This is a genomic window from Hydrogenophaga sp., from assembly GCF_025699295.1.
In the GTDB taxonomy this organism is placed as follows: domain Bacteria; phylum Pseudomonadota; class Gammaproteobacteria; order Burkholderiales; family Burkholderiaceae_C; genus Hydrogenophaga.
Genome location: NZ_JAILWB010000002.1, coordinates 22,761 through 41,297 on the forward strand (window position 1 = coordinate 22,761; position 18,537 = coordinate 41,297).

Annotated in this window: 14 protein-coding genes and 1 other RNA gene; 9 read left to right on the forward strand and 6 right to left on the reverse strand. The window is 68.5% G+C overall.

The features are described from left to right. Positions 1 to 9 precede the first annotated feature (9 nt). From pstA to phoR, 5 genes are all read left to right on the forward strand, one after another. Positions 10 to 864 (forward strand): phosphate ABC transporter permease PstA, encoded by an 855-nt coding sequence (gene pstA, locus K5880_RS01710; RefSeq protein ID WP_297647886.1) that lies wholly within the window; start codon positions 10 to 12, stop codon positions 862 to 864. Positions 865 to 916: 52 nt separating this feature from the next. Beyond that, positions 917 to 1,720, forward strand: coding sequence for a phosphate ABC transporter ATP-binding protein PstB (pstB, locus tag K5880_RS01715; RefSeq protein ID WP_297647888.1), 804 nt, complete (start codon positions 917 to 919; stop codon positions 1,718 to 1,720). Between the two features lie 54 nt (positions 1,721 to 1,774). Further along, on the forward strand, positions 1,775 to 2,476 hold the full coding sequence (gene phoU, locus K5880_RS01720; RefSeq protein WP_297647890.1) for a phosphate signaling complex protein PhoU: 702 nt from the start codon (positions 1,775 to 1,777) through the stop codon (positions 2,474 to 2,476). 142 nt (positions 2,477 to 2,618) lie between these two features. After that, entirely contained in the window at positions 2,619 to 3,350 is a 732-nt protein-coding gene (gene phoB, locus K5880_RS01725; RefSeq protein ID WP_297647893.1) for a phosphate regulon transcriptional regulator PhoB, read from the forward strand. Then, complete coding sequence (gene phoR / locus K5880_RS01730) at positions 3,347 to 4,666, forward strand: phosphate regulon sensor histidine kinase PhoR (RefSeq protein ID WP_297647896.1); 1,320 nt, start codon at positions 3,347 to 3,349, stop codon at positions 4,664 to 4,666. Before phoB ends, phoR begins: the two co-directional genes overlap by 4 nt. Here the strand turns inward: phoR and K5880_RS01735 are convergent. From K5880_RS01735 to trxA, 4 genes are all read right to left on the reverse strand, one after another. Continuing rightward, complete coding sequence (locus tag K5880_RS01735; protein WP_297647899.1) at positions 4,656 to 6,389, reverse strand: hypothetical protein; 1,734 nt, start codon at positions 6,387 to 6,389, stop codon at positions 4,656 to 4,658. The two genes, phoR and K5880_RS01735, sit on opposite strands and share 11 nt — an antisense overlap. Before the next feature lie 134 nt (positions 6,390 to 6,523). After that, positions 6,524 to 6,778 (reverse strand): type B 50S ribosomal protein L31, encoded by a 255-nt coding sequence (locus K5880_RS01740; RefSeq protein WP_297647902.1) that lies wholly within the window; start codon positions 6,776 to 6,778, stop codon positions 6,524 to 6,526. 101 nt (positions 6,779 to 6,879) lie between these two features. Then, positions 6,880 to 8,142, reverse strand: coding sequence for a transcription termination factor Rho (rho, locus tag K5880_RS01745; protein WP_297647905.1), 1,263 nt, complete (start codon positions 8,140 to 8,142; stop codon positions 6,880 to 6,882). A gap of 186 nt (positions 8,143 to 8,328) precedes the next feature. Continuing rightward, entirely contained in the window at positions 8,329 to 8,661 is a 333-nt protein-coding gene (gene trxA, locus K5880_RS01750) for a thioredoxin TrxA (RefSeq protein WP_297647908.1), read from the reverse strand. A gap of 123 nt (positions 8,662 to 8,784) precedes the next feature. On the opposite strand from trxA, the gene K5880_RS01755 reads away from it, so the two are divergent. From K5880_RS01755 to K5880_RS01765, 3 genes are read left to right on the forward strand one after another with little or no spacing between them, the layout of a single operon-like run. After that, on the forward strand, positions 8,785 to 11,445 hold the full coding sequence (locus K5880_RS01755) for a PD-(D/E)XK nuclease family protein (RefSeq protein WP_297647911.1): 2,661 nt from the start codon (positions 8,785 to 8,787) through the stop codon (positions 11,443 to 11,445). Continuing rightward, the gene (locus K5880_RS01760; protein WP_297647914.1) at positions 11,442 to 14,801 is read left to right on the forward strand and encodes an exodeoxyribonuclease V subunit beta; all 3,360 of its coding nucleotides are present in this window, start codon (positions 11,442 to 11,444) and stop codon (positions 14,799 to 14,801) included. Before K5880_RS01755 ends, K5880_RS01760 begins: the two co-directional genes overlap by 4 nt. Next, positions 14,798 to 16,087, forward strand: coding sequence for a TIGR03862 family flavoprotein (locus tag K5880_RS01765; RefSeq protein ID WP_297647917.1), 1,290 nt, complete (start codon positions 14,798 to 14,800; stop codon positions 16,085 to 16,087). The genes K5880_RS01760 and K5880_RS01765 overlap by 4 nt, the downstream gene beginning before the upstream one ends. Here the strand turns inward: K5880_RS01765 and K5880_RS01770 are convergent. Both K5880_RS01770 and ffs read right to left on the reverse strand, forming a co-directional pair. Beyond that, positions 16,057 to 16,407 carry a DOPA 4,5-dioxygenase family protein gene (locus K5880_RS01770; RefSeq protein ID WP_297647920.1) on the reverse strand — a complete coding sequence of 117 codons (351 nt, stop codon included), beginning with the start codon at positions 16,405 to 16,407 and terminating at the stop codon, positions 16,057 to 16,059. The genes K5880_RS01765 and K5880_RS01770 overlap by 31 nt on opposite strands. A gap of 21 nt (positions 16,408 to 16,428) precedes the next feature. Beyond that, positions 16,429 to 16,525: signal recognition particle sRNA small type (ffs, locus tag K5880_RS01775), an RNA gene on the reverse strand. A 74-nt stretch (positions 16,526 to 16,599) separates the two neighbouring features. Here ffs and dnaX point away from each other — a divergent pair. Then, positions 16,600 to 18,528, forward strand: a complete 1,929-nt coding sequence (dnaX, locus tag K5880_RS01780) for a DNA polymerase III subunit gamma/tau (RefSeq protein WP_297647922.1) — start codon at positions 16,600 to 16,602, stop codon at positions 18,526 to 18,528. Positions 18,529 to 18,537: the final 9 nt, after the last annotated feature.

Below are 18,537 nucleotides of genomic sequence, written 5' to 3' on the forward strand. Positions count from 1 at the left end.
AGCGTCATCATGGAATTCAATCAAACCCTCTACAAACGCCGGCAGCGCTCCAATGCGGTCGGCCTGACCCTGTCCATGGGCGCCATGGTGCTGGGCCTGTGCGTGCTGCTCTGGATCCTGGCCGTGCTGTTCGGCAACGGCTTTGCCGCCCTGGACTGGAACATGTTCACCGAATCCACGCCGGCGCCTGGCAGTGAAGGCGGTGGCCTGGCCAACGCCATCGTCGGCAGCCTGATGATGGTCGGCTTCTCGGTGCTGGTTTCGACCCCGGTCGGCATCTTCGCCGGCGTCTACCTGGCCGAATACGGCGACACCAGCAAGACCGCCGAGCTCACCCGTTTCGTCACCGACATCATGCTGTCGGCGCCTTCCATCGTGCTGGGTCTTTTCGTGTACGCCATTGCGGTGGCCACCGTGGGTAACTTCTCCGGCTGGGCCGGCAGTCTGGCCCTGTCGCTGATCGCGGTGCCGGTGGTCGTGCGCACCACCGAGAACATGCTGCGCCTGGTCCCCGGCAGCCTGCGCGAGGCGGCTTTTGCACTGGGCGCACCGCGCTGGAAAGTGGCCACCATGGTGACCTTGCGCGCAGCCAAAAGCGGGGTCATGACCGGGCTGCTTCTGGCCGTGGCCCGCATCAGCGGCGAAACCGCGCCGCTGCTGTTCACCGCGCTGAACAACCAGTTCTTCAGCACCAACATGGGCGCGCCCATGGCCAACCTGCCGGTTGTGATCTTCCAGTTCGCGCTCAGCCCCTACGACAACTGGATCCGCCTGGCCTGGGGCGGCGCCTTGCTCATCACCCTCTCGGTGCTGGTGCTCAACATCGTCGCGCGGGTGTTCCTGCGCGAGAAGACGACCGGCTGACCTCACTCCCACCCACCTTCCCCGTTGAAGAGTCACTGATATGGACATAACCATGCCGAACGTTGCCGCCACCGCTGCCATTGCCCAACCGGCCGCTGCTGCCAAGAACGCACTTGAACTGCGCAACCTGAACTTCTTCTATGGCAAGTTCCAGGGCCTGAAGAACGTCAACATGAACATCGAGGAGCGCAAGGTCACGGCCTTCATCGGTCCCTCGGGCTGCGGCAAGTCCACGCTGCTGCGCACGCTCAACCGCATGTACAGCCTGTACCCGGGCCAGCGCGCCGAAGGCCAGATCAATTTCTATGGCCAGAACATCCTGGACGCCAGACAGGACATCAACCTGCTGCGCGCGCGCATCGGCATGGTGTTCCAGAAACCCACGCCGTTCCCCATGTCGATCTACGACAACATCGCCTTCGGTGTGAAACTGTACGAAGATCTCAGCCGGGGCGAGATGGACGACCGCGTCGAATGGGCGCTGTCCAAGGCGGCCTTGTGGAACGAAGTGAAGGACAAGCTCAACCAGAGCGGCCTGTCCCTCTCGGGTGGTCAGCAGCAGCGCCTGTGCATCGCGCGCAGCGTGGCGGTGAAGCCGTCGGTGTTGCTGCTCGACGAGCCCACCTCCGCGCTGGACCCGATCTCCACCGGCAAGGTGGAGGAACTGGTGCACGAGCTCAAGCAGGACTACACCATCGCCATCGTCACCCACAACATGCAGCAGGCCGCCCGCTGCAGCGACTACACCGCCTACATGTATCTGGGCGAGCTGATCGAGTTCGGCTCGACCGAGCAGATCTTCTTCAAGCCCGGCAAGACCGAGACGGAAGACTACATCACGGGGCGCTTCGGCTGACGTGGCCCGGCATTCCGATCACCGCGAATTCAGTGCCCCAACGGGAGACCTTCCATGAGCGACAAACACATTTCCAGCCAGTTCGACGCCGAGCTGAACTCCATCTCCACCCACGTGCTCGAAATGGGTGGTCTGGTCGAGTCCCAACTGCACCAGGCGGTGTACGCCCTGATCCACATGAGCATGGAGTCGGCCGAGCAGGTAATGGAGAACGAAGCGCGCATCAACACCATGGAGCTGCAGATCGACCACGAGATCATCTCCACGATCGGCAGGCGCCAACCCACCGCGCGCGACCTGCGCTTCCTGATGGCGATCTCGCGCACCACGCAGAACCTGGAGCGCGCGGGTGACGAAGTCGCCCGCATCGCCCGCATGGTCAAATCCATCATTCAGAGTGGTTCGCCGCGCAACCTGCCCAGTTCCGAGCTGCGCATGGCCGCGGATCTGGCGGCGGCCCTGCTGCGCAAGACGCTGGACTCGTTCGCCCGGCTTGACACCACCATGGCGGTGGCCATCATCAAGGGCGACAACGCCATCGATCACGAATACAACGGTTTCCTGAGGAAACTCATCACCTACATGATGGAAGATCCCCGCACCATTTCCCCCAGCCTGGACCTGCTGTTCCTGGCCAAGTCGATCGAGCGCGTGGGCGACCACGCCAAGAACATCGCCGAGCAGATCATCTTCATCGTCAAGGGCGAAGACGTGCGCCACACGCCGGCGTCGGAAGTGGAGTCGGTGGTCGGATGAACTGGACTCAACCCCCTGCGCCGCTTCGCGTCTCCCCTCTGCGAGGGGGGCGTCAGCCGCAGCCCGGCAAAGCCGGTTCTGCGCTGGCTCCGGGAAAGATGCTCGCTCTCGAAACGTGCCTGGCCGTTGGGGGGGCGCTGCTGTGAGAAAGCTTCCCAGAGTCCTCGTGGTCGAGGACGAGCCTTCAATCGCCGAGCTGATCGCCGTCAACCTGCGCCACAACGGCTTTGCGCCCACGGTGGTGTTCGACGGCGCCGCGGCCCAGCGCGAGGTGGACGCGGTGCTGCCCGACGTGATCCTGCTCGACTGGATGCTGCCGGGTGAAAGCGGTGCCGTGCTGGCGCGCCAGTGGCGCAAGAACGAACGCACCAAGACCGTGCCCATCCTCATGCTCACCGCGCGCAGCGACGAGAGTGACAAGGTGCAGGGGCTGGACGCGGGCGCCGACGACTACATCACCAAGCCGTTTTCCACCCAGGAGCTGCTGGCGCGCATCCGGGCGGTGCTGCGGCGGCGCGCGCCGGAGATCATCAACGACTCGGTGCAGGTTGGTGAACTCGCGCTGGACGCGTCGACCTACCGGGTGACTTTCCGCGGTACCGAACTCAAGGTCGGGCCGACCGAATTCAAGCTGTTGCACTACCTCATGAAGCACGCGGAGCGGGTGCACACCCGTGGTACGCTGCTCGACAAGGTCTGGGGAGACCATGTCTTCATCGAGGAGCGAACCGTGGACGTGCATGTCAAGCGATTGAGGGAATCTCTGGGTGAAGCGTCCGCGATGGTGGAAACCGTGCGCGGCGCTGGCTACCGCCTCACGGCACTCAACAACGCCGGCAAACCGGCGCAAGGCGCACAGATCTCCGCCGCATGACCCGGCGCGCGATCGAGCTGCTGCTCCTGGTAGCGCTGGGAGCGGTCTGGGGCTGGGCCGAGGATTCCCCGGGGTTCACTCTGGGCGGCTGCCTGCTCGGCGCCTTGACATGGTCGGTGCTTGACGGGCTGCGTGCCCGGCGCGTGCTGCGCTGGCTCAACAAGGCCGAGGCCGCGCGTGCACCCAACCTCGGGGGTGCCTGGGGCGAACTGGTCGAGCGCTGCCGCAAGCTGATCAAGAAACTCGAGAAGAAGGCGCAGAGCAGCGACGCGCGGCTTGAGGATTTTCTGGCCGCGATCCAGGCCTCACCCAATGGCGTGGTGCTGCTGGACTCGTCCGGGCGCATTGAATGGTCCAACCTCACGGCGGCCAACCACCTCGGTTTCGACCCCCAACGCGATCTGGGGCAGTATGTGCGCAACCTGGTGCGCAACCCGGCGTTCACCGCCTATCTGGCGGGCGGCGATTTCGGTCACGAAATCCAGATCGACGGGCCGGGTCCGCGGCCTTCGCAACCCACCAAGATCTCTCTGCAGGTGCATCCCTACGGCAAGAAGCGCAAGCTCATGATTTCGCGCGATGTCACGGCGGTTCAACTGGCCGAGGCCATGCGGCGCGATTTCGTGGCCAACGTCTCGCACGAAATCCGCACACCACTGACCGTGCTCAGCGGTTTCGTGGAAACCATGCAGAGCATCCCGCTCGAGGAAGCCGATCGCACGCGCTACCTCGATCTCATGAGCCAGCAGGCGCACCGGATGCAGACTCTGGTGAGCGACCTGTTGACGCTCTCGCGCCTGGAGGGCAGCCCTTCGCCCGGACCGGGTGAATGGATCGACAGCGGGGAACTGCTGGCCCATGTGGTGCAGGAAGCGCGCGGGCTCACCCAGGCGATATCGGCGACACCGCATCTGATCGAACCGGCCAGCGGCCCGGACCTCTGGGTGTCGGGCGCCAAGACCGAGTTGCTCAGCGCCATGTCGAACCTGTTGAGCAACGCTGTGCGCTACACCCCGGGTGGCGGCACCATCCGGCCGGGCTGGCGCATGCGCGAGGAGGGCGGCGTGGAGTTCTTCGTCAGCGACAGCGGCCCCGGCATTGCCGCCGAGCACCTGCCCCGCCTCACTGAGCGCTTCTACCGGGTGGATCGCAGCCGCTCGCGCGAGACCGGTGGCACGGGCCTCGGTCTGGCCATCGTCAAGCACGTGGCCCAGCGGCACGGCGGGCACATCGAGGTTCAAAGCACGGTCGGCGCGGGGTCGACCTTTGCCATTGCCCTTCCACCTTCGCGGGTGCGCCAGCGCTTCAGCGGCTGACGCGCTGGTACACCAGCAGGCTTTCCTTGTTGTCGGTCAACCGCCGCACCGTGGCCTTGAACGCCCACTCGGTGAGGTTCACCCGCTGATCCAGCGTGGGCTGAAACGCGGGTGCCACCACCAGGCCGCGGCACTCCCCCTGGCTGGCCGAGCCGGTGCGCACCAAGCGCAACTTGCCGTGGTACTGCAGCGCCGCGATCTGGGCCTGGCTCAATCCATCGGCGAGCACACAGCTCCCGGGCACCACCAGCCCGGCAATGCGGCGCGAAATCGGACCGTAACTGCGACCGAAGTCGAGCAGTGGCAGCCACAGGGTCATGAGCAACAGCCAGCACAGCGTGCTGCCCGCGGCCGGCAGCACCAGGCTTTTCCATAGCGCCTGGCGGTGCTTGCCAACCCGCCAGGCCACCAGCCAGAGCCAGGCGGCCGTCGCCAGTGCCCCCAGGGCAAAAAGCACAAAAGAGAACTCCGGCACGAAGCCAGGGGCGAGCCTGGCCACATTGGCGGCCGGTTTGGCGGGCACGCCGGTCTGCATGGCCACCCAGATCACCCAGATCACCACTGCGCAGCCCGAAAAGAAGATCAGGGTGAACCAGTCCACCAGCGCCGACAGGCTCCTGCGCAGCGTGGGCAGGGCGAAGGCTGCCAGCGCGGCGAGGGCGGGCAGCGCCAGCAGCAGCGCGCGGTCTCGTTCGTCCGACAATGCGCTGTCGGTCACTCCCACCAGGGAGGCCCACAGCGGCAAGGCCACATGGGGTCGCAACAGCTGATGGCGCCAGCGCCACAGCGTCCACAGCACCAGGGGCCAGGCCGGCCAGGTGAACCACACCAGCAACTTGCCCCAGCTGCGCCACTGCACCTCGGCCAACGGTGTCTGCAGTACAGGCGCCGGCAGCAGGCCCGCCAGGGCCGCGATGGCGATCATGCCTACCAGCAACACGGCCGACCACAGCAGCGGGTCGCGCACCGAGGCCGGGGCCTCCAGCAGCCAGTCTGTCTCGGGGGTGGGTGTCTCGGCCGAGCGGCGCGACAACCACAGCACCAGCAGCAGGCCCGCGCCGAGCAGCCCGGCGATCCAGGGGGCGCCACTGAGCACCAGCGAAGCGATGGCCAACCCCCAGGCAATCACGCTGCGGCCAGGCTGGCGGTTGCCCGCATGGGCCAGCCGCGCGGCGGCGTACAGCAGCAGCGACACCATGGCCAGTCGCGCCAGATCGGGCGTGGTTTCGTGCGACAACTGCGCCAGGCCCAGGCAGGCCATCAGCGCGAGCAAGCCGGCGTCGGCCAGCGCGCGCGCGTAGTCGGTGGGGTGGGCCTCGCCGCCAAAGGCGAAGGTCACCGGCTGCGCGGCGGGCTGGCGGGCGAGGTGGTAGACCGTGTACCAGGTGCAGACCAGGGTGAGCGCCAGCAGCAGCGCGAACGGAATGCGCACCGCGAACTCGGGCGATGCAAAAGGCAACAGCTTGATGAAGACCGCGCCCAGCCAGTAGGGCAGCAGGCCGGCTTCTTCGGCCAGCACGCCGAGAATCTGGGGATGCCACCAGCTGCTGTGACCGGCGGCCATCTCCAGCATCACACCGAATGCCGACACGTCCGCGTTTTTCCAGGGTTCCCGGCCCAGGAAGCCCGGCAGGACGTAGGCCATGCAGAACAGGATGAGGGCGAGCCGCGGCAGGCGGCGCACGGCCGATTGCGTGACGATGGCGGGGGTGGGCTGGTTCACTGCGGCGAATATTACAGGGCAGGCCCCTGAAGGGCTGCCACCGGCGCGCGAAGGCCGGCGAAAAAAAAGCAGCCTGAGTGGCTGCTTCGTGTGCGCAAGACACCGGGAGCCTGGGCCCCCGGAGTTGCCGCCGCTTACTTGGCGGCCTTGGCGTAGCGGTTGCGGAAACGCTCCACGCGGCCACCCATGTTGTCCACGCTCTTCTGCGTGCCGGTATAGAAGGGGTGCGACTCGCTGGAGGTATCCAGCTTGTACAGCGGCAGTTCGCGGCCGTCTTCCATCTTGATCATTTCCTTCGTGTTGGCGCAGGAGCGGGTCACGAACTTGAAACCGTTGGAGAGGTCCTGGAAGCAGACTTCGCGGTAGTTGGGGTGAATGCCGTCTTTCATGACGTGTCCTTCAGGTCAGGTGCCGCAGCCGCAACGAAACCATTTCGTTGTACTTGCCGCAATTTGCAAAGCCTGTGATTTTAGCAGGAAATGGCGGGTTGTCAGCCGCCGCGACGCATCATGTCGAAGAACTCCGAATTGTTCTTGGTCGACTTCATGCTCTTGAGCACCATCTCCATGGCCTCGATTTCGTCCATGTTGTACATGAACTGGCGCAGGATGCGGGTCTTCTGCAGGATCTCCGGCTGGAGCAACAGTTCCTCGCGGCGCGTGCCGCTGCGGTTGAGCTGGATCGAGGGGAACACGCGCTTTTCGTACAGGCGGCGATCGAGGTGGATCTCGCAGTTGCCGGTGCCCTTGAATTCTTCAAAGATCACTTCGTCCATGCGGCTGCCGGTGTCGACCAGCGCCGTGGCGATGATGGTGAGCGAGCCACCTTCCTCGATCTTGCGCGCCGCGCCGAAGAAGCGCTTGGGGCGTTGCAGGGCGTTGGCGTCCACACCACCGGTGAGCACCTTGCCGCTGGAGGGCAGCACGTTGTTGTAGGCGCGGGCCAGGCGGGTGATCGAGTCAAGCATGATCACCACGTCCTTCTTGAGCTCGACCAGGCGCTTGGCGCGCTCGATCACCATCTCGGCCACGTGCACGTGGCGGGCGGCGGGCTCGTCGAATGTGGAGGCGATGACCTCGCCGCGCACGGTGCGCTGCATTTCGGTCACCTCTTCCGGGCGCTCGTCCACCAGCAGCACCATCAGCTCGACTTCGGGGTAGTTGGCCGAGATGGCGTGGCAGATGTGCTGCATCATGACCGTCTTGCCGCTCTTGGGCGGCGCCACGATCAGCGCACGCTGACCGCGGCCGATGGGCGAGATGATGTCGATCACGCGGCCGGTGATGTTCTCGTCGCTCTTGATGTCGCGTTCCAGTCGCATCTGTTCCTTGGGGAACAGCGGCGTCAGGTTTTCGAACATGATCTTGTGCTTGTTGTCCTCCGGGGGCAGGCCGTTGATCTTGTCGAGCTTGTTGAGCGCGAAGTAGCGCTCGCCGTCCTTGGGAATGCGCACCTCGCCTTCGATCATGTCGCCGGTGTGCAGGTTGAAGCGGCGGATCTGGCTCGGCGAGATGTAGATGTCGTCGGTGCTGGCGGTGTAGCTGGTGTCCGGCGCGCGCAGGAAACCAAAACCGTCCGGCAGCACTTCCAGCACGCCATCGGCGTTCACCAGTTCGCCCCCCTTGGCGCGCTTCTTGATGATGGCGAACATCAGCTCCTGCTTGCGCATGCGGCCGGTGTTTTCGATCTCAAGCGCTTCAGCCTGCTTGAGGACTTCAGACACGTGCAGTGCCTTGAGTTCGTTGAGGTGCATGGAATTCACTCCGGGAGGGAGTTGAGTCAAAAACCGGGGGAGGGGGCGCTGGCGTCCGGATGACGGGCGGTGCGCGGAAAGAAGTGCGGGTGTCTGTCAGGCCCGCTGGCGCAAATTATGACAGGAAACAGAGGCCGGGGGAAAACGGCACCCGGGCGTTGCACCCGGGTGCTGCGCAGCAAGGGCTCAGGCCAGTTGCTGGTCGATGAACGCGGTGAGCTGCGCCTTGCTCACGGCCCCCACCTTGGTGGCGGCGAGCTGGCCGTCCTTGAAGAGCATGAGCGTGGGGATGCCGCGGATGCCGAACTTGGCGGGCACGTCGCGGTTGTCGTCCACATTGAGCTTGGCAATCTTGAGCTTGCCGTCGTAGGAGCCCGCCACCTCGTCGAGGATCGGGGCAATCATCTTGCACGGGCCACACCACTCGGCCCAGAAGTCCACCAGCACCGGTGCTCCGGCGTCCAGCACATCAGCCTGGAAGCTGGCATCGGAAACGTGTTTGATCAGGTCGCTGGCCATGAGTCCGTCCTAAAAGTGTGTGATCGGGGAGGTTACAGTTTGGGGCACATGCCAGCGGTTCAAGATGTTCTCTGGGCCGCTGTGTTCCCGGTCCGCGACATTGTGACAGAAACCCCTATTTCCATGACGCCCGTAAGCCCGATCCGCGACACCGGCTTGCCCGTGGCGGGGCCGGCGTCGATGGACCACGCGGTGGAGCGTGCGTGGGCGGGCCTGGTGCAGCGCCTGGACCACCTCTCGCGCGAACACGCCGTGCCTGCCAGTCGCGTGGTCGTGCTGGTGCCTTATGCGCAGTTGATGGGCATCGGCCAACGTGCCTGGGCGACCGCGCACCCAAGTGGGTTCGCGCTGCGTTTCGAGTCGACCCGCAACTGGGCCGCGAGTCTGTCACCCTTCGTGCCGGGCCCGGGTGATCTGGGTGTGGACATGGCGCGGGACACGCTGATCGCCGCTGCGCTGATCGAACGGGTCGCTCCTGCGCGGGCCGATGCAGCCCTGCGCGCGCTCATGGTCACGCGGCTGGTGGAAGCCGCGCGGCAGCTCGCGCCACTGGCCGCGGCAGTGCCGCCTGCGCAGCGGCTGGCCTGGGCCGAACCGCTGCGCGCAGGCCTCGCACCGCCCCTGCCTTCGCTGCAGTGGGAGGGCCTGCTGGCCACGCTGGCGCTGACCTGGGCGAGTACTTCGGCCTATGCGACCGATGCGCTGTGGATGCCCTGGGCGCAGCCCGGCGCCAGCGCCGACCTGCTGGTGCTGTTGCAGGGCTTCCAGCAGAACCCTCTGGCCGACGCGCTGGCCGCGCACTGGGGCGAGCGCGCTGTCCGCATGGCGCTCGACAGCGGGCAACAGGGCGCCGATGCCACCACGCCCCCGCGGCTGCATGCCTGCGCGGACGCCGAGGACGAGGCGCAGCGCGCGGCCGCCTGCGTGATCGAACAGATCAATGCGGGACGCATGCCGGTGGCGCTGGTCGCCAACGACCGGCTGCTCACGCGCCGTGTGAGCGCCATGCTGCAGGGTGCGGGCGTGAGCGTGCGCGACGAAACCGGCTGGAAGCTGTCCACCACGCACGTGGCGTCCCGTTTGATGAGCCTGCTGCGCGCGGCCGATGCGCGCGCGTCGATGGACGAGGTGCTGGACCTGCTCAAGCAGGCCACGGCCTGGCCCGAGGCACTGGTGCTGCGGCTGGAGCAGGCCGCGCGGAGCGCGGGCGTGTCGCGCTGGGCGTCCGCGCGGCAGCATCCCGCACTGGCCGAGCTGCTGCCCGATGGTCTCGAACCCCTGCTCGAGGGCTTGCGTGCCCACCGGCCGCTGGCGCGCTGGCTTGACGATCTGGCGGGCGCGCTCAAGGTCTGCGGTCTGTGGACACCGCTGGAGGCCGACGCAGCCGGCCAGCAGATGCTCCAGGTGCTGCGCCTGATCGAAGGCTCGGGCATGGAACTCAGCCATGTGACCGACGCCATCGCGTCGGGCGGTGGCGGCGTCGCGCGCGGCAGCGGAGCTCGTCCGTTGTCACTGAGTGCCTTCACTGCATGGGTACGCACGGTGCTCGAAGGGGCGAGTTTCCAGCCACGCGGCGAAGGCGAGGCCCTGGTGGTCGTGCTGCCCATGCCGCAACTGCTGGGGCGCGCCTTTGCCGCGACCGTGGTGCCGGGCTGCGATGAATCGCACCTGAGTCCGAATCCCGAGCCTCCGGGCGAGTGGACGAACGCGCAGCGCGAACTGCTCGGCTTGCCCTCGCGCGAGGCGCTGGCACAGGCCGCCGGACGTGCCTGGCAGGCCACGCTGGCCTCGCCCCAGCTCGACCTGTTGTGGCGCACGCAGGACCGGGGTGAGTCGGTGCTGCCCAGCGCCTGGGTGCAGTCGCTTGCGGCGGTGCCGTGCGCCGATCCCCGCGCGCAGCGCCCGCTGCGCGCGATGGCCCAGCCCCGGCCCATGCCAGCGGCGGCGGACGTGCTGCCCGCTTCGCTCTCGGCCAGCGCCTACCAGGACCTGCGTGACTGCCCTTACCGCTTCTTCGCCTTGCGCCAGCTGCGGCTGGTGGAGGCGCCCGAACTGGAGAGCGAGCCGGACCAGCGTGACATGGGCAACTGGCTGCACGCGGTATTGCGCAGCTTTCACGAGCAGCGGGCCGATGCGCGCCCTGGGCGCGAAGCCGACCGCGCCCACCTCGACCGCCTGGCCGAGCACACCGCCAGCGCCATGGGTCTGCACGGTGGCGAAGGCGGCGCGGGCTTCCTGCCATACCAGGCGGTCTGGCCTGCGCTGCGCGAAGGCTATCTGGACTGGCTGGCCGGCTTCGAAGCCGCCGAAGGGCGGGCCGGCCCCCGCTTCGTCTCGGCCGAAGCCGCGCTCAACGCCAGCGCCGGCCCCTGGCGGCTCTTCGGCAAGCTCGACCGCATCGACGTGCAGGACAGCCCCGAGGGGCCGATTCCCTTCGTGATCGACTACAAGACCGAGAGCCGCGGCAAGACCACCGAACGGGTGAAGGAACCCCTGGAAGACACGCAGCTCGCGTTTTACGCCGCGCTGCTGCCCGACGAGAACCTGCGTGCCGCTTACCTGAGCATCACCGACAAACGTGGTGACAGCGGCAAGGACGGCCCTACCTGGCTGGTCGAGCAACCCGAGGTGCTGATGGCGCGCGATCAGCTGCGCGCGGGGCTGGCGCACGACATGGCGCGCGTGGCCGCCGGTCACCCCATGCCGGCGCTGGGTGAAGGCCGGGTCTGCGACTTCTGCGCCGCGCGCGGCCTGTGCCGCAAGGACTTCTGGACCCCGGCATGAGCGCCTCTGCGCCCGCCTACCGCATCAACGGCGCACCTGCCGGGCGCGAGGCTTTCTACGCACTGGCCTGTGACCCGGCGCGCAGCATCGCGGTGGAGGCCTGCGCCGGCGCCGGCAAGACCTGGATGCTGGTCTCGCGCATCCTGCGCGCGCTGCTCGATGGCTGCGCGCCGCAGGACATCCTGGCCATCACCTTCACCAAGAAGGCGGCGGGCGAGATGCGAGACCGGCTCAACACCGAGCTGCGCCGCTGGGCCACACTGGACGATGAACAGCTCAAGGCCGAGTTGCGCGCACGCGGCCTGGGCGAGGCCGACGCGCAACGGCGTCTGCCCGAGGCCCGAGGCCTGCACGGGCGCGTGACGGCGTTGGGCCGCCCGGTGCAGGTGCGCACCTTCCACAGCTGGTTCGCCGCGCTGCTGCGCGGTGCGCCCCTGTCCGTGCTGCAGGAACTGCGGCTGCCGGTGCAGTACGAGCTGCTGGAAGACGACGCGCAGGCCGTGGCCCAGGTCTGGCCGCGCTTTTACGCCGCGCTGGTGGCCGACCCTGCGGCGAGGCAGGACTTCATGGACAGTGTGGCCGAACACGGCCGCCACCAGACCCTCAAGGCGCTGGAGAAGGCGCTCGGCAAGCGCGTGGAGTTCGCGCTGGCCGACGCCGGCGGCGTGGTGGGAGCCTCGGTCGAAACCATGGCCGAGCGTTACCCCGAGTTCGCCGACAGCGAGAGCCCCACGCAGTGGCTGGTGCAGGACGCGCGTGCCGCCACGCTGCTGCGCGAGGCCGCTCAGGCACTGGGCCGTGCCAGCGCTGCCACCTTTTCCGCCAAGGGCGTTGAACTCGAACAGGCGCTGGGCGCCGGCGACGGCGCGGGTGCGCTCGCGGCCCTGCTGACGCAGAAGAACGAGCCGCGCAAGTTCAACGACAAGTTGACGGGCATCGAGGCCGTGCGTGCCGCACAGCAACTGGCCTTGCGCGCGCTCGAGGCCATGGGCCAACAGCGCGCCTGGCAGCACCACCAGCGCATGTCGCGCCTGGCGCGCGTGCTGCTGGCCAGCTTCGCCGCCTTCAAGCGCGAGCGCGGCTGGGTCGACATGAACGACGTGGAAGGCGCCGCACGCCGCCTGCTGGGCGATGCCGAGCTCTCGGGCTGGATGCAGCAGCGGCTGGACGCGCGCCTGCGCCATGTGCTGATCGACGAGTTCCAGGACACCAACCCCCTGCAGTGGCAGGCGCTCTACGGCTGGCTCTCCGCCTACGCGGGCGCCGGTCCCGGCGAGGCGCCCTGCGTCTTCCTGGTGGGCGACCCCAAGCAGTCGATCTACCGCTTCCGCCGCGCCGAACCACAGGTGTTCAAGGCCGCGCAGGCCTTCGTGGTGCAGGGCCTGGCCGGCGCGCTGCTCAGCTGCGACCACACGCGCCGCTGCGCGCCGGCCGTGGTCGATGCGCTCAATGCCGCCATGGGCGCTGCCGTACTGGCGGGCCAGTACGGCAGCGACTACCGCGAGCACACCACCGAGAGCACGGCCGACGGCGAGGTGCTGTGCCTGCCGCAGCTGCCGCGCAGCCTGCGCGAGCGCGGAGGTGGTGGGGTTGGCGAAGCCGCGTGGCGCGACAGCCTGGTCACGCCGCGGGTGCTGCCCGAAGACAGCCTGGCCGCGCTCGAAGCCGCGCAGGCGGCCGACTGGGTGGCGCTGCAGATCGCCGACGGGCGCCTGCGCGCGGGCGACGTCATGGTGCTGGCACGGCGGCGCGAGCGCCTGGGCTGGATGCACGAGGCCCTGCGCGAGCGAGGCATCCTGAGCGAACAGCCCGAGAAGCTCGACCTGGCCGAAGCGCCCGCCGTGCAGGACGTGGTGGCGCTGCTGGACGCGCTGGTGTCCACCGGGCACGACCTCAGCCTGGCGCGCGCGCTGAAGTCGCCGCTGTGCGGCTGGAGCGACGACGACCTGACCCAGCTCGCGCGACTGCGCCTGCGATGGACCCCGGCGCAGGAGCCGGGCGCCGCACCACCGCCGCGGCCGTCGTGGTGGGAGGTGCTGCAGCGCTTCCCGACCCTGCCGGCGCAGGAGCAGACCGCGCTGGTGCCCGAGGCCGCCCAGGCCATGCGCCTGTGCGAGACCGCGCAGCGCCTGGCCCTGTACCGCGGCTGGCTGCACAGCCTGCCGCCGCACGACGCGCTCTCGGCGCTGTACGACCATGGGGATGTGCTGGCGCGTTTTGCGCAGGCGGTGCCCGTCAGCCAGCACAGCGCCGTGCTGGCGCAGCTGCGCGACCTGCTGACCCAGTCGCTCGCGCAGGATGGCGGGCGGTTCCTCACCCCCTACCGTTTCGTGCGCGCGCTCAAGGCCGGCGGCATCAAGGCCACGCCGGTGCAGACGCCCGACGCCGTGCGCCTGCTCACCATCCATGGCGCCAAGGGCCTGGAGGCGCCCACCGTGCTGCTGCTGGACACCGACACCGGCGCCGCGCGCCCGGAAAACATGGGCGTGCTGATCGACTGGCCGGGCGAAGAGCCCGTGCCGCGCCGCTTCGTGTTCCTGGCCAGCGAGAAGTCGCCTCCCGGCTGCGCGGTGGAAGTGTTGCAGCAGGAGCAGCAGGCGCGCGCGCTGGAAGAACTCAACGCGCTGTATGTGGCGCTCACGAGGGCCGAGTCGCAACTGGTGATTTCCAGCTTCGAGCCCCACCAGCGAAGCGCCAGCACCACCTGGTACCAGCGCCTGCAGGGGTTGGCCATGGCGGTTGAAGCCCCACCACCGGCTGCCCCGCATGCCGTGCCCGAAGGCGAGGCCCCGGTCTTCCATGTGCCGTGCCTGCCGGCCGTCCAGCTTGTCGCGACGCCGGTGCCCGCGTGCGACGCGGCCACCGACACCGAACCCGTGGACGACACGGCCAACCGCATCGGCCTGGCGCTGCACCGCCTGCTGCAATGGCGGCCCACACCCGCGATGGGTTTCGACTGGGCGCCCGAGCACGCGCAGGCGGTGGCGCGCGAGTTCGCGCTGGAGCCCGCGCAGGCGCATGATGCGCTCGCCATGGCCCGGCGCATCGTCGGCGGCGAGGCCGCCTGGGCCTGGGACGCCGATGCGCTGAACCACTGGGGCAACGAGGTCGAGCTGTTCCACCGCGGTGAGCTGCTGCGCCTGGACCGTCTGGTGCGGCGGCGCGACAGCGGCGACTGGTGGGTGCTGGACTACAAGAGCGCGGCGCACCCCGAGCGCCAGCCCGCGCTGCTCGCGCAGATGGAGGGCTACCGGCAGGCCCTGGCCGAAGCCCGGCCTGGTGAGGCGGTGCGCCTGGCCTTCATCAACGCGCAGGGCCGGCTGATCGAACTGGCCGACGCGGCGCCCACAACATGAGCCACCACACCCCCACGCAAGTGGACGTGGCCGTCGTCGGTGGTGGCCCCGCCGGCCTGATGGCCGCCGAGGTCATGGGCCGCGCCGGCCTGGCCGTGCACCTGTTCGACGCCATGCCCTCGGTCGGGCGCAAGTTCCTGCTGGCGGGCAAGGGTGGCATGAACCTCACCCATGCCGAGGCGCTGCCCGCCTTCGTGGCGCGCTACGGCGCACAGGCCGACCGCCTGCGGCCCTTGCTCGATGCGTTCGGCCCACAGGCCGTGCGCGACTGGGCCGCCAGCCTGGGCATTGACACCTTCATCGGCAGCTCGCAGCGCGTCTTCCCGACCGACATGAAGGCCGCGCCGCTGCTGCGCGCCTGGCTGCAGCGGCTGCGCCACCCCGAAGGCGGTGGCGAACCCGTGCGGTTTCACATGCGGCACCGCTGGACCGGCTGGGGTGAAGACGGCGCCCTGATTTTTGAGACGCCCCATGGCCCTGCGCAGGTGCAGGCCCACGCCACCGTGCTCGCGCTCGGCGGCGCAAGCTGGGCGCGGCTGGGCTCCGACGGCGTCTGGGTGGCGCCCCTGCAGGCCCGGGGCATCGGCGTCGCGCCCCTTCTGCCCAGCAACTGCGGCTTCGACGTGGCCGGCGGCTGGAGCCCCTTCCTGGCCGAGCGGTTCGCCGGCCAGCCCTTCAAGTCGGTCGCGATCCGGGTCGCCGATCCCGCCGGGCAGCCGTTCCAGCGCAAGGGCGAATTCGTGCTCACCGCCACCGGCGTGGAAGGCAGCCTGGTCTACGCCGCCTCGGCCTTGCTGCGCGAACAGATCGCGCGCGACGGCCAGGCGGTGTTCGAGCTGGACCTGCTGCCCGACCGTTCGGCCGAACACGTGCTGGCCCAGGTGGCCCACCCGCGCGGCTCGCGCAGCCTCTCCAGCCACCTCAAGAGCCGTCTGGGGCTGGACGGCATCAAGATGGCCATCGTCAACGAGCTGCTGGACAAGGCCGCGCTGCACGACCCGGCGCGCCTGGCCGCCGCACTCAAGGCCCTGCCGGTCACGCTGGTCGCCGCGCGGCCCATTGACGAAGCCATCAGCAGCGCCGGCGGCGTGCGCTGGGAAGGACTCGATGCGGGTTTGATGGTGCGGTCCCGGCCCGGCCTGTTCTGCGCCGGCGAGATGCTGGACTGGGAAGCGCCCACCGGCGGTTACCTGCTCACGGCCTGTCTGGCCAGCGGAGCTGCGGCGGGAGGGGGCGTGCGCCGCTGGCTGGCGGCTCAGGCGAGCACGCTCAGATCCAGCGTGTAGGACTTTCCCAGCCAGAGCGCACCGTCACGGTGGTCGGCCAGTTCGTCGCCCGTGTTGGGGTGGATCAGCACATCCAGTACGCCATGGTTGAGCGAGAGCCAGCTCACCACATGGGCGAACTCGCTGGCGTCGAAGGCCAGCTGGTACATCCGGGCCGGGTGCGGCCCGACTGGCTTTTCGTGGAAGCGACCGATTTGCACACGCGAGCCGAGTTCAGCGCCGATGACCTCGCGCAGCGCCCAGGCGGCGTCGCGGCTGTCCGCGCCGAAGTACACGTGGGCGTGCCAGCTGGAGATGAGGGAGGGATCGCGCGCGGACATCGCGGATGGGAGGATGAAAAAGGTGACGAGCCTTGACCCCGGCACTGGATTCACAGTTAGGGCTGCTTGGTTCCCCACCTGACCCGGTTGGCCGCTTCACCATGCGGGAAGGCCCGTCGAGGGGGATTGTAGGCGATGGGGCTGCCCGGTGCAGGCCTCGGGCGCGATACCCCGCCGCTTAGAATCGTCGGCATGTCCTATGTCGTTCTGGCCCGCAAGTACCGCCCGCGCAATTTCACCGAAATGGTGGGGCAGGGGCATGTGGTGCAGGCCTTGTCGAACGCGCTGACAACACAGCGGCTGCACCACGCGTACCTGTTCACCGGCACGCGCGGCGTGGGCAAGACGACGGTCTCGCGTATCCTGGCCAAGTCGCTCAACTGCCTGGGCACGGACGGACAGGGCGGCATCACCGCCGAGCCCTGTGGCGTGTGCCAGGCCTGCACCGACATCGACAGCGGCCGCTTCGTGGACTACACCGAACTCGATGCCGCCTCCAACCGCGGCGTGGACGAGGTGCAGGCGCTGCTGGAACAGGCGGTTTACAAGCCGGTGCAGGGCCGCTTCAAGGTCTTCATGATCGACGAGGTCCACATGCTGACCAACACGGCGTTCAATGCCATGTTGAAGACGCTGGAGGAGCCGCCCGAGTACCTGAAGTTCGTGCTGGCCACGACCGACCCGCAGAAGGTGCCGGTGACGGTGCTCTCGCGCTGCCTTCAGTTCAACCTGCGCCCCATGGCGCCCGAGACGGTGCTCGAGCATCTCAAGGGTGTGCTCGAGGCAGAGCAGGTGCCGGCCGACGTGCAGGCGCTGCGCCTGGTGGCACGCGCCGCGCGCGGCTCCATGCGCGACGCGCTCTCGCTCACCGACCAGGCGATCGCCTTTGGCGGCGGCCAGTTGCAGGAGGCCACGGTGCGCCAGATGCTGGGCGCGGTGGACCGCTCCTACGTGCTGCGCCTGATCGACGCCCTGGCGCGCGCGGACGGCGCCACGGTGGTCGACACCATCGACACGCTGCGTCTCAACGGCCTGAACGCGGCGTCCACGCTGGAGGAAATGACCGGCGTGCTGCAGCGCATGGCGGTGCTGCAGGCGGTGCCAGAGCGCGCGCAGGCCGAGGGCGTGGACGACCCGGACGAGGCGCAGATTGCGCAACTGGCGCGCAGCCTGCCCGCGGACGAAACCCAACTGCTCTACAGCCTGTGTCTGCATGGCCGGGCCGAACTTGGCCTGGCGCCCGACGAGTACGCCGCGCTCACCATGGTGCTGCTGCGGCTCATGGCGTTCAAACCCGCGGGCACGGCCAGCAGCGCCGCGGCGGAAAAAAAAACTCTGAAACCGGCTGAGGCAGCGGTTGCGGCTGCGCCCGCAAGCGTGCCTGTACTTTCGCCCGTGGCCGCGATACCTGCGTCGGCGCCGCAGGCGCAACGCCCGGCGCTGGCGACGCTGCCGGTTCGTTCAACTTCTCCTGTGGCACCTGTCGCACCTGTGCCAACACCTCAGGTGGCGCCCCCGACCGTGGCGCGGACAGCCCCGGAAGCGGGCCCGCAGGACGACGACGCCCCCTGGCCCGAAGACGACGGCCCGCCCTGGGAAGAGGCGGCGCAGCCGCCCAGCCGCGTGATGGCGATTCCCGTGCGCGACGCGGGCGAGCCGGGGCCGCTGGACCAGCCACAACCGCGCGACGAACACGGCGCGCAGGCCGTGCTGCCGGCCGCGCCGGGTGGCAGCGTTGAGGGGGACTTCTGGTTCGACACCGTCATGCAGCTGGTGCGCGCCGAGGCCATCACCGCGCTGGTGCGCGAACTCGGCCTGCAGTCGCAGTTGGTGGCGCGAGACGCCGACCAGTGGCTGCTGCGCGTGGAGCGCAGTTCGCTCAATCAGGGCAACAGCCGTGAGCGACTCGCCACCGCATTGCAGACGCTCGGCCACGGCGTGCGCCTGGTGGTCGAAATCGGCAGCGTCACCGACTCGCCCGCGCGCCGCCTGGCGGCCGAAGCCACGCGCCGCCAGCGCGACGCAGAGGCGCGGATCATGAGCGACCCGTTCGTGCAGGCGATGATGCGCGACTTTGGCGGCAAAATCGTGCCTGGCACGCTCAAGGCCATCACGGCTTGACCTCTTTTT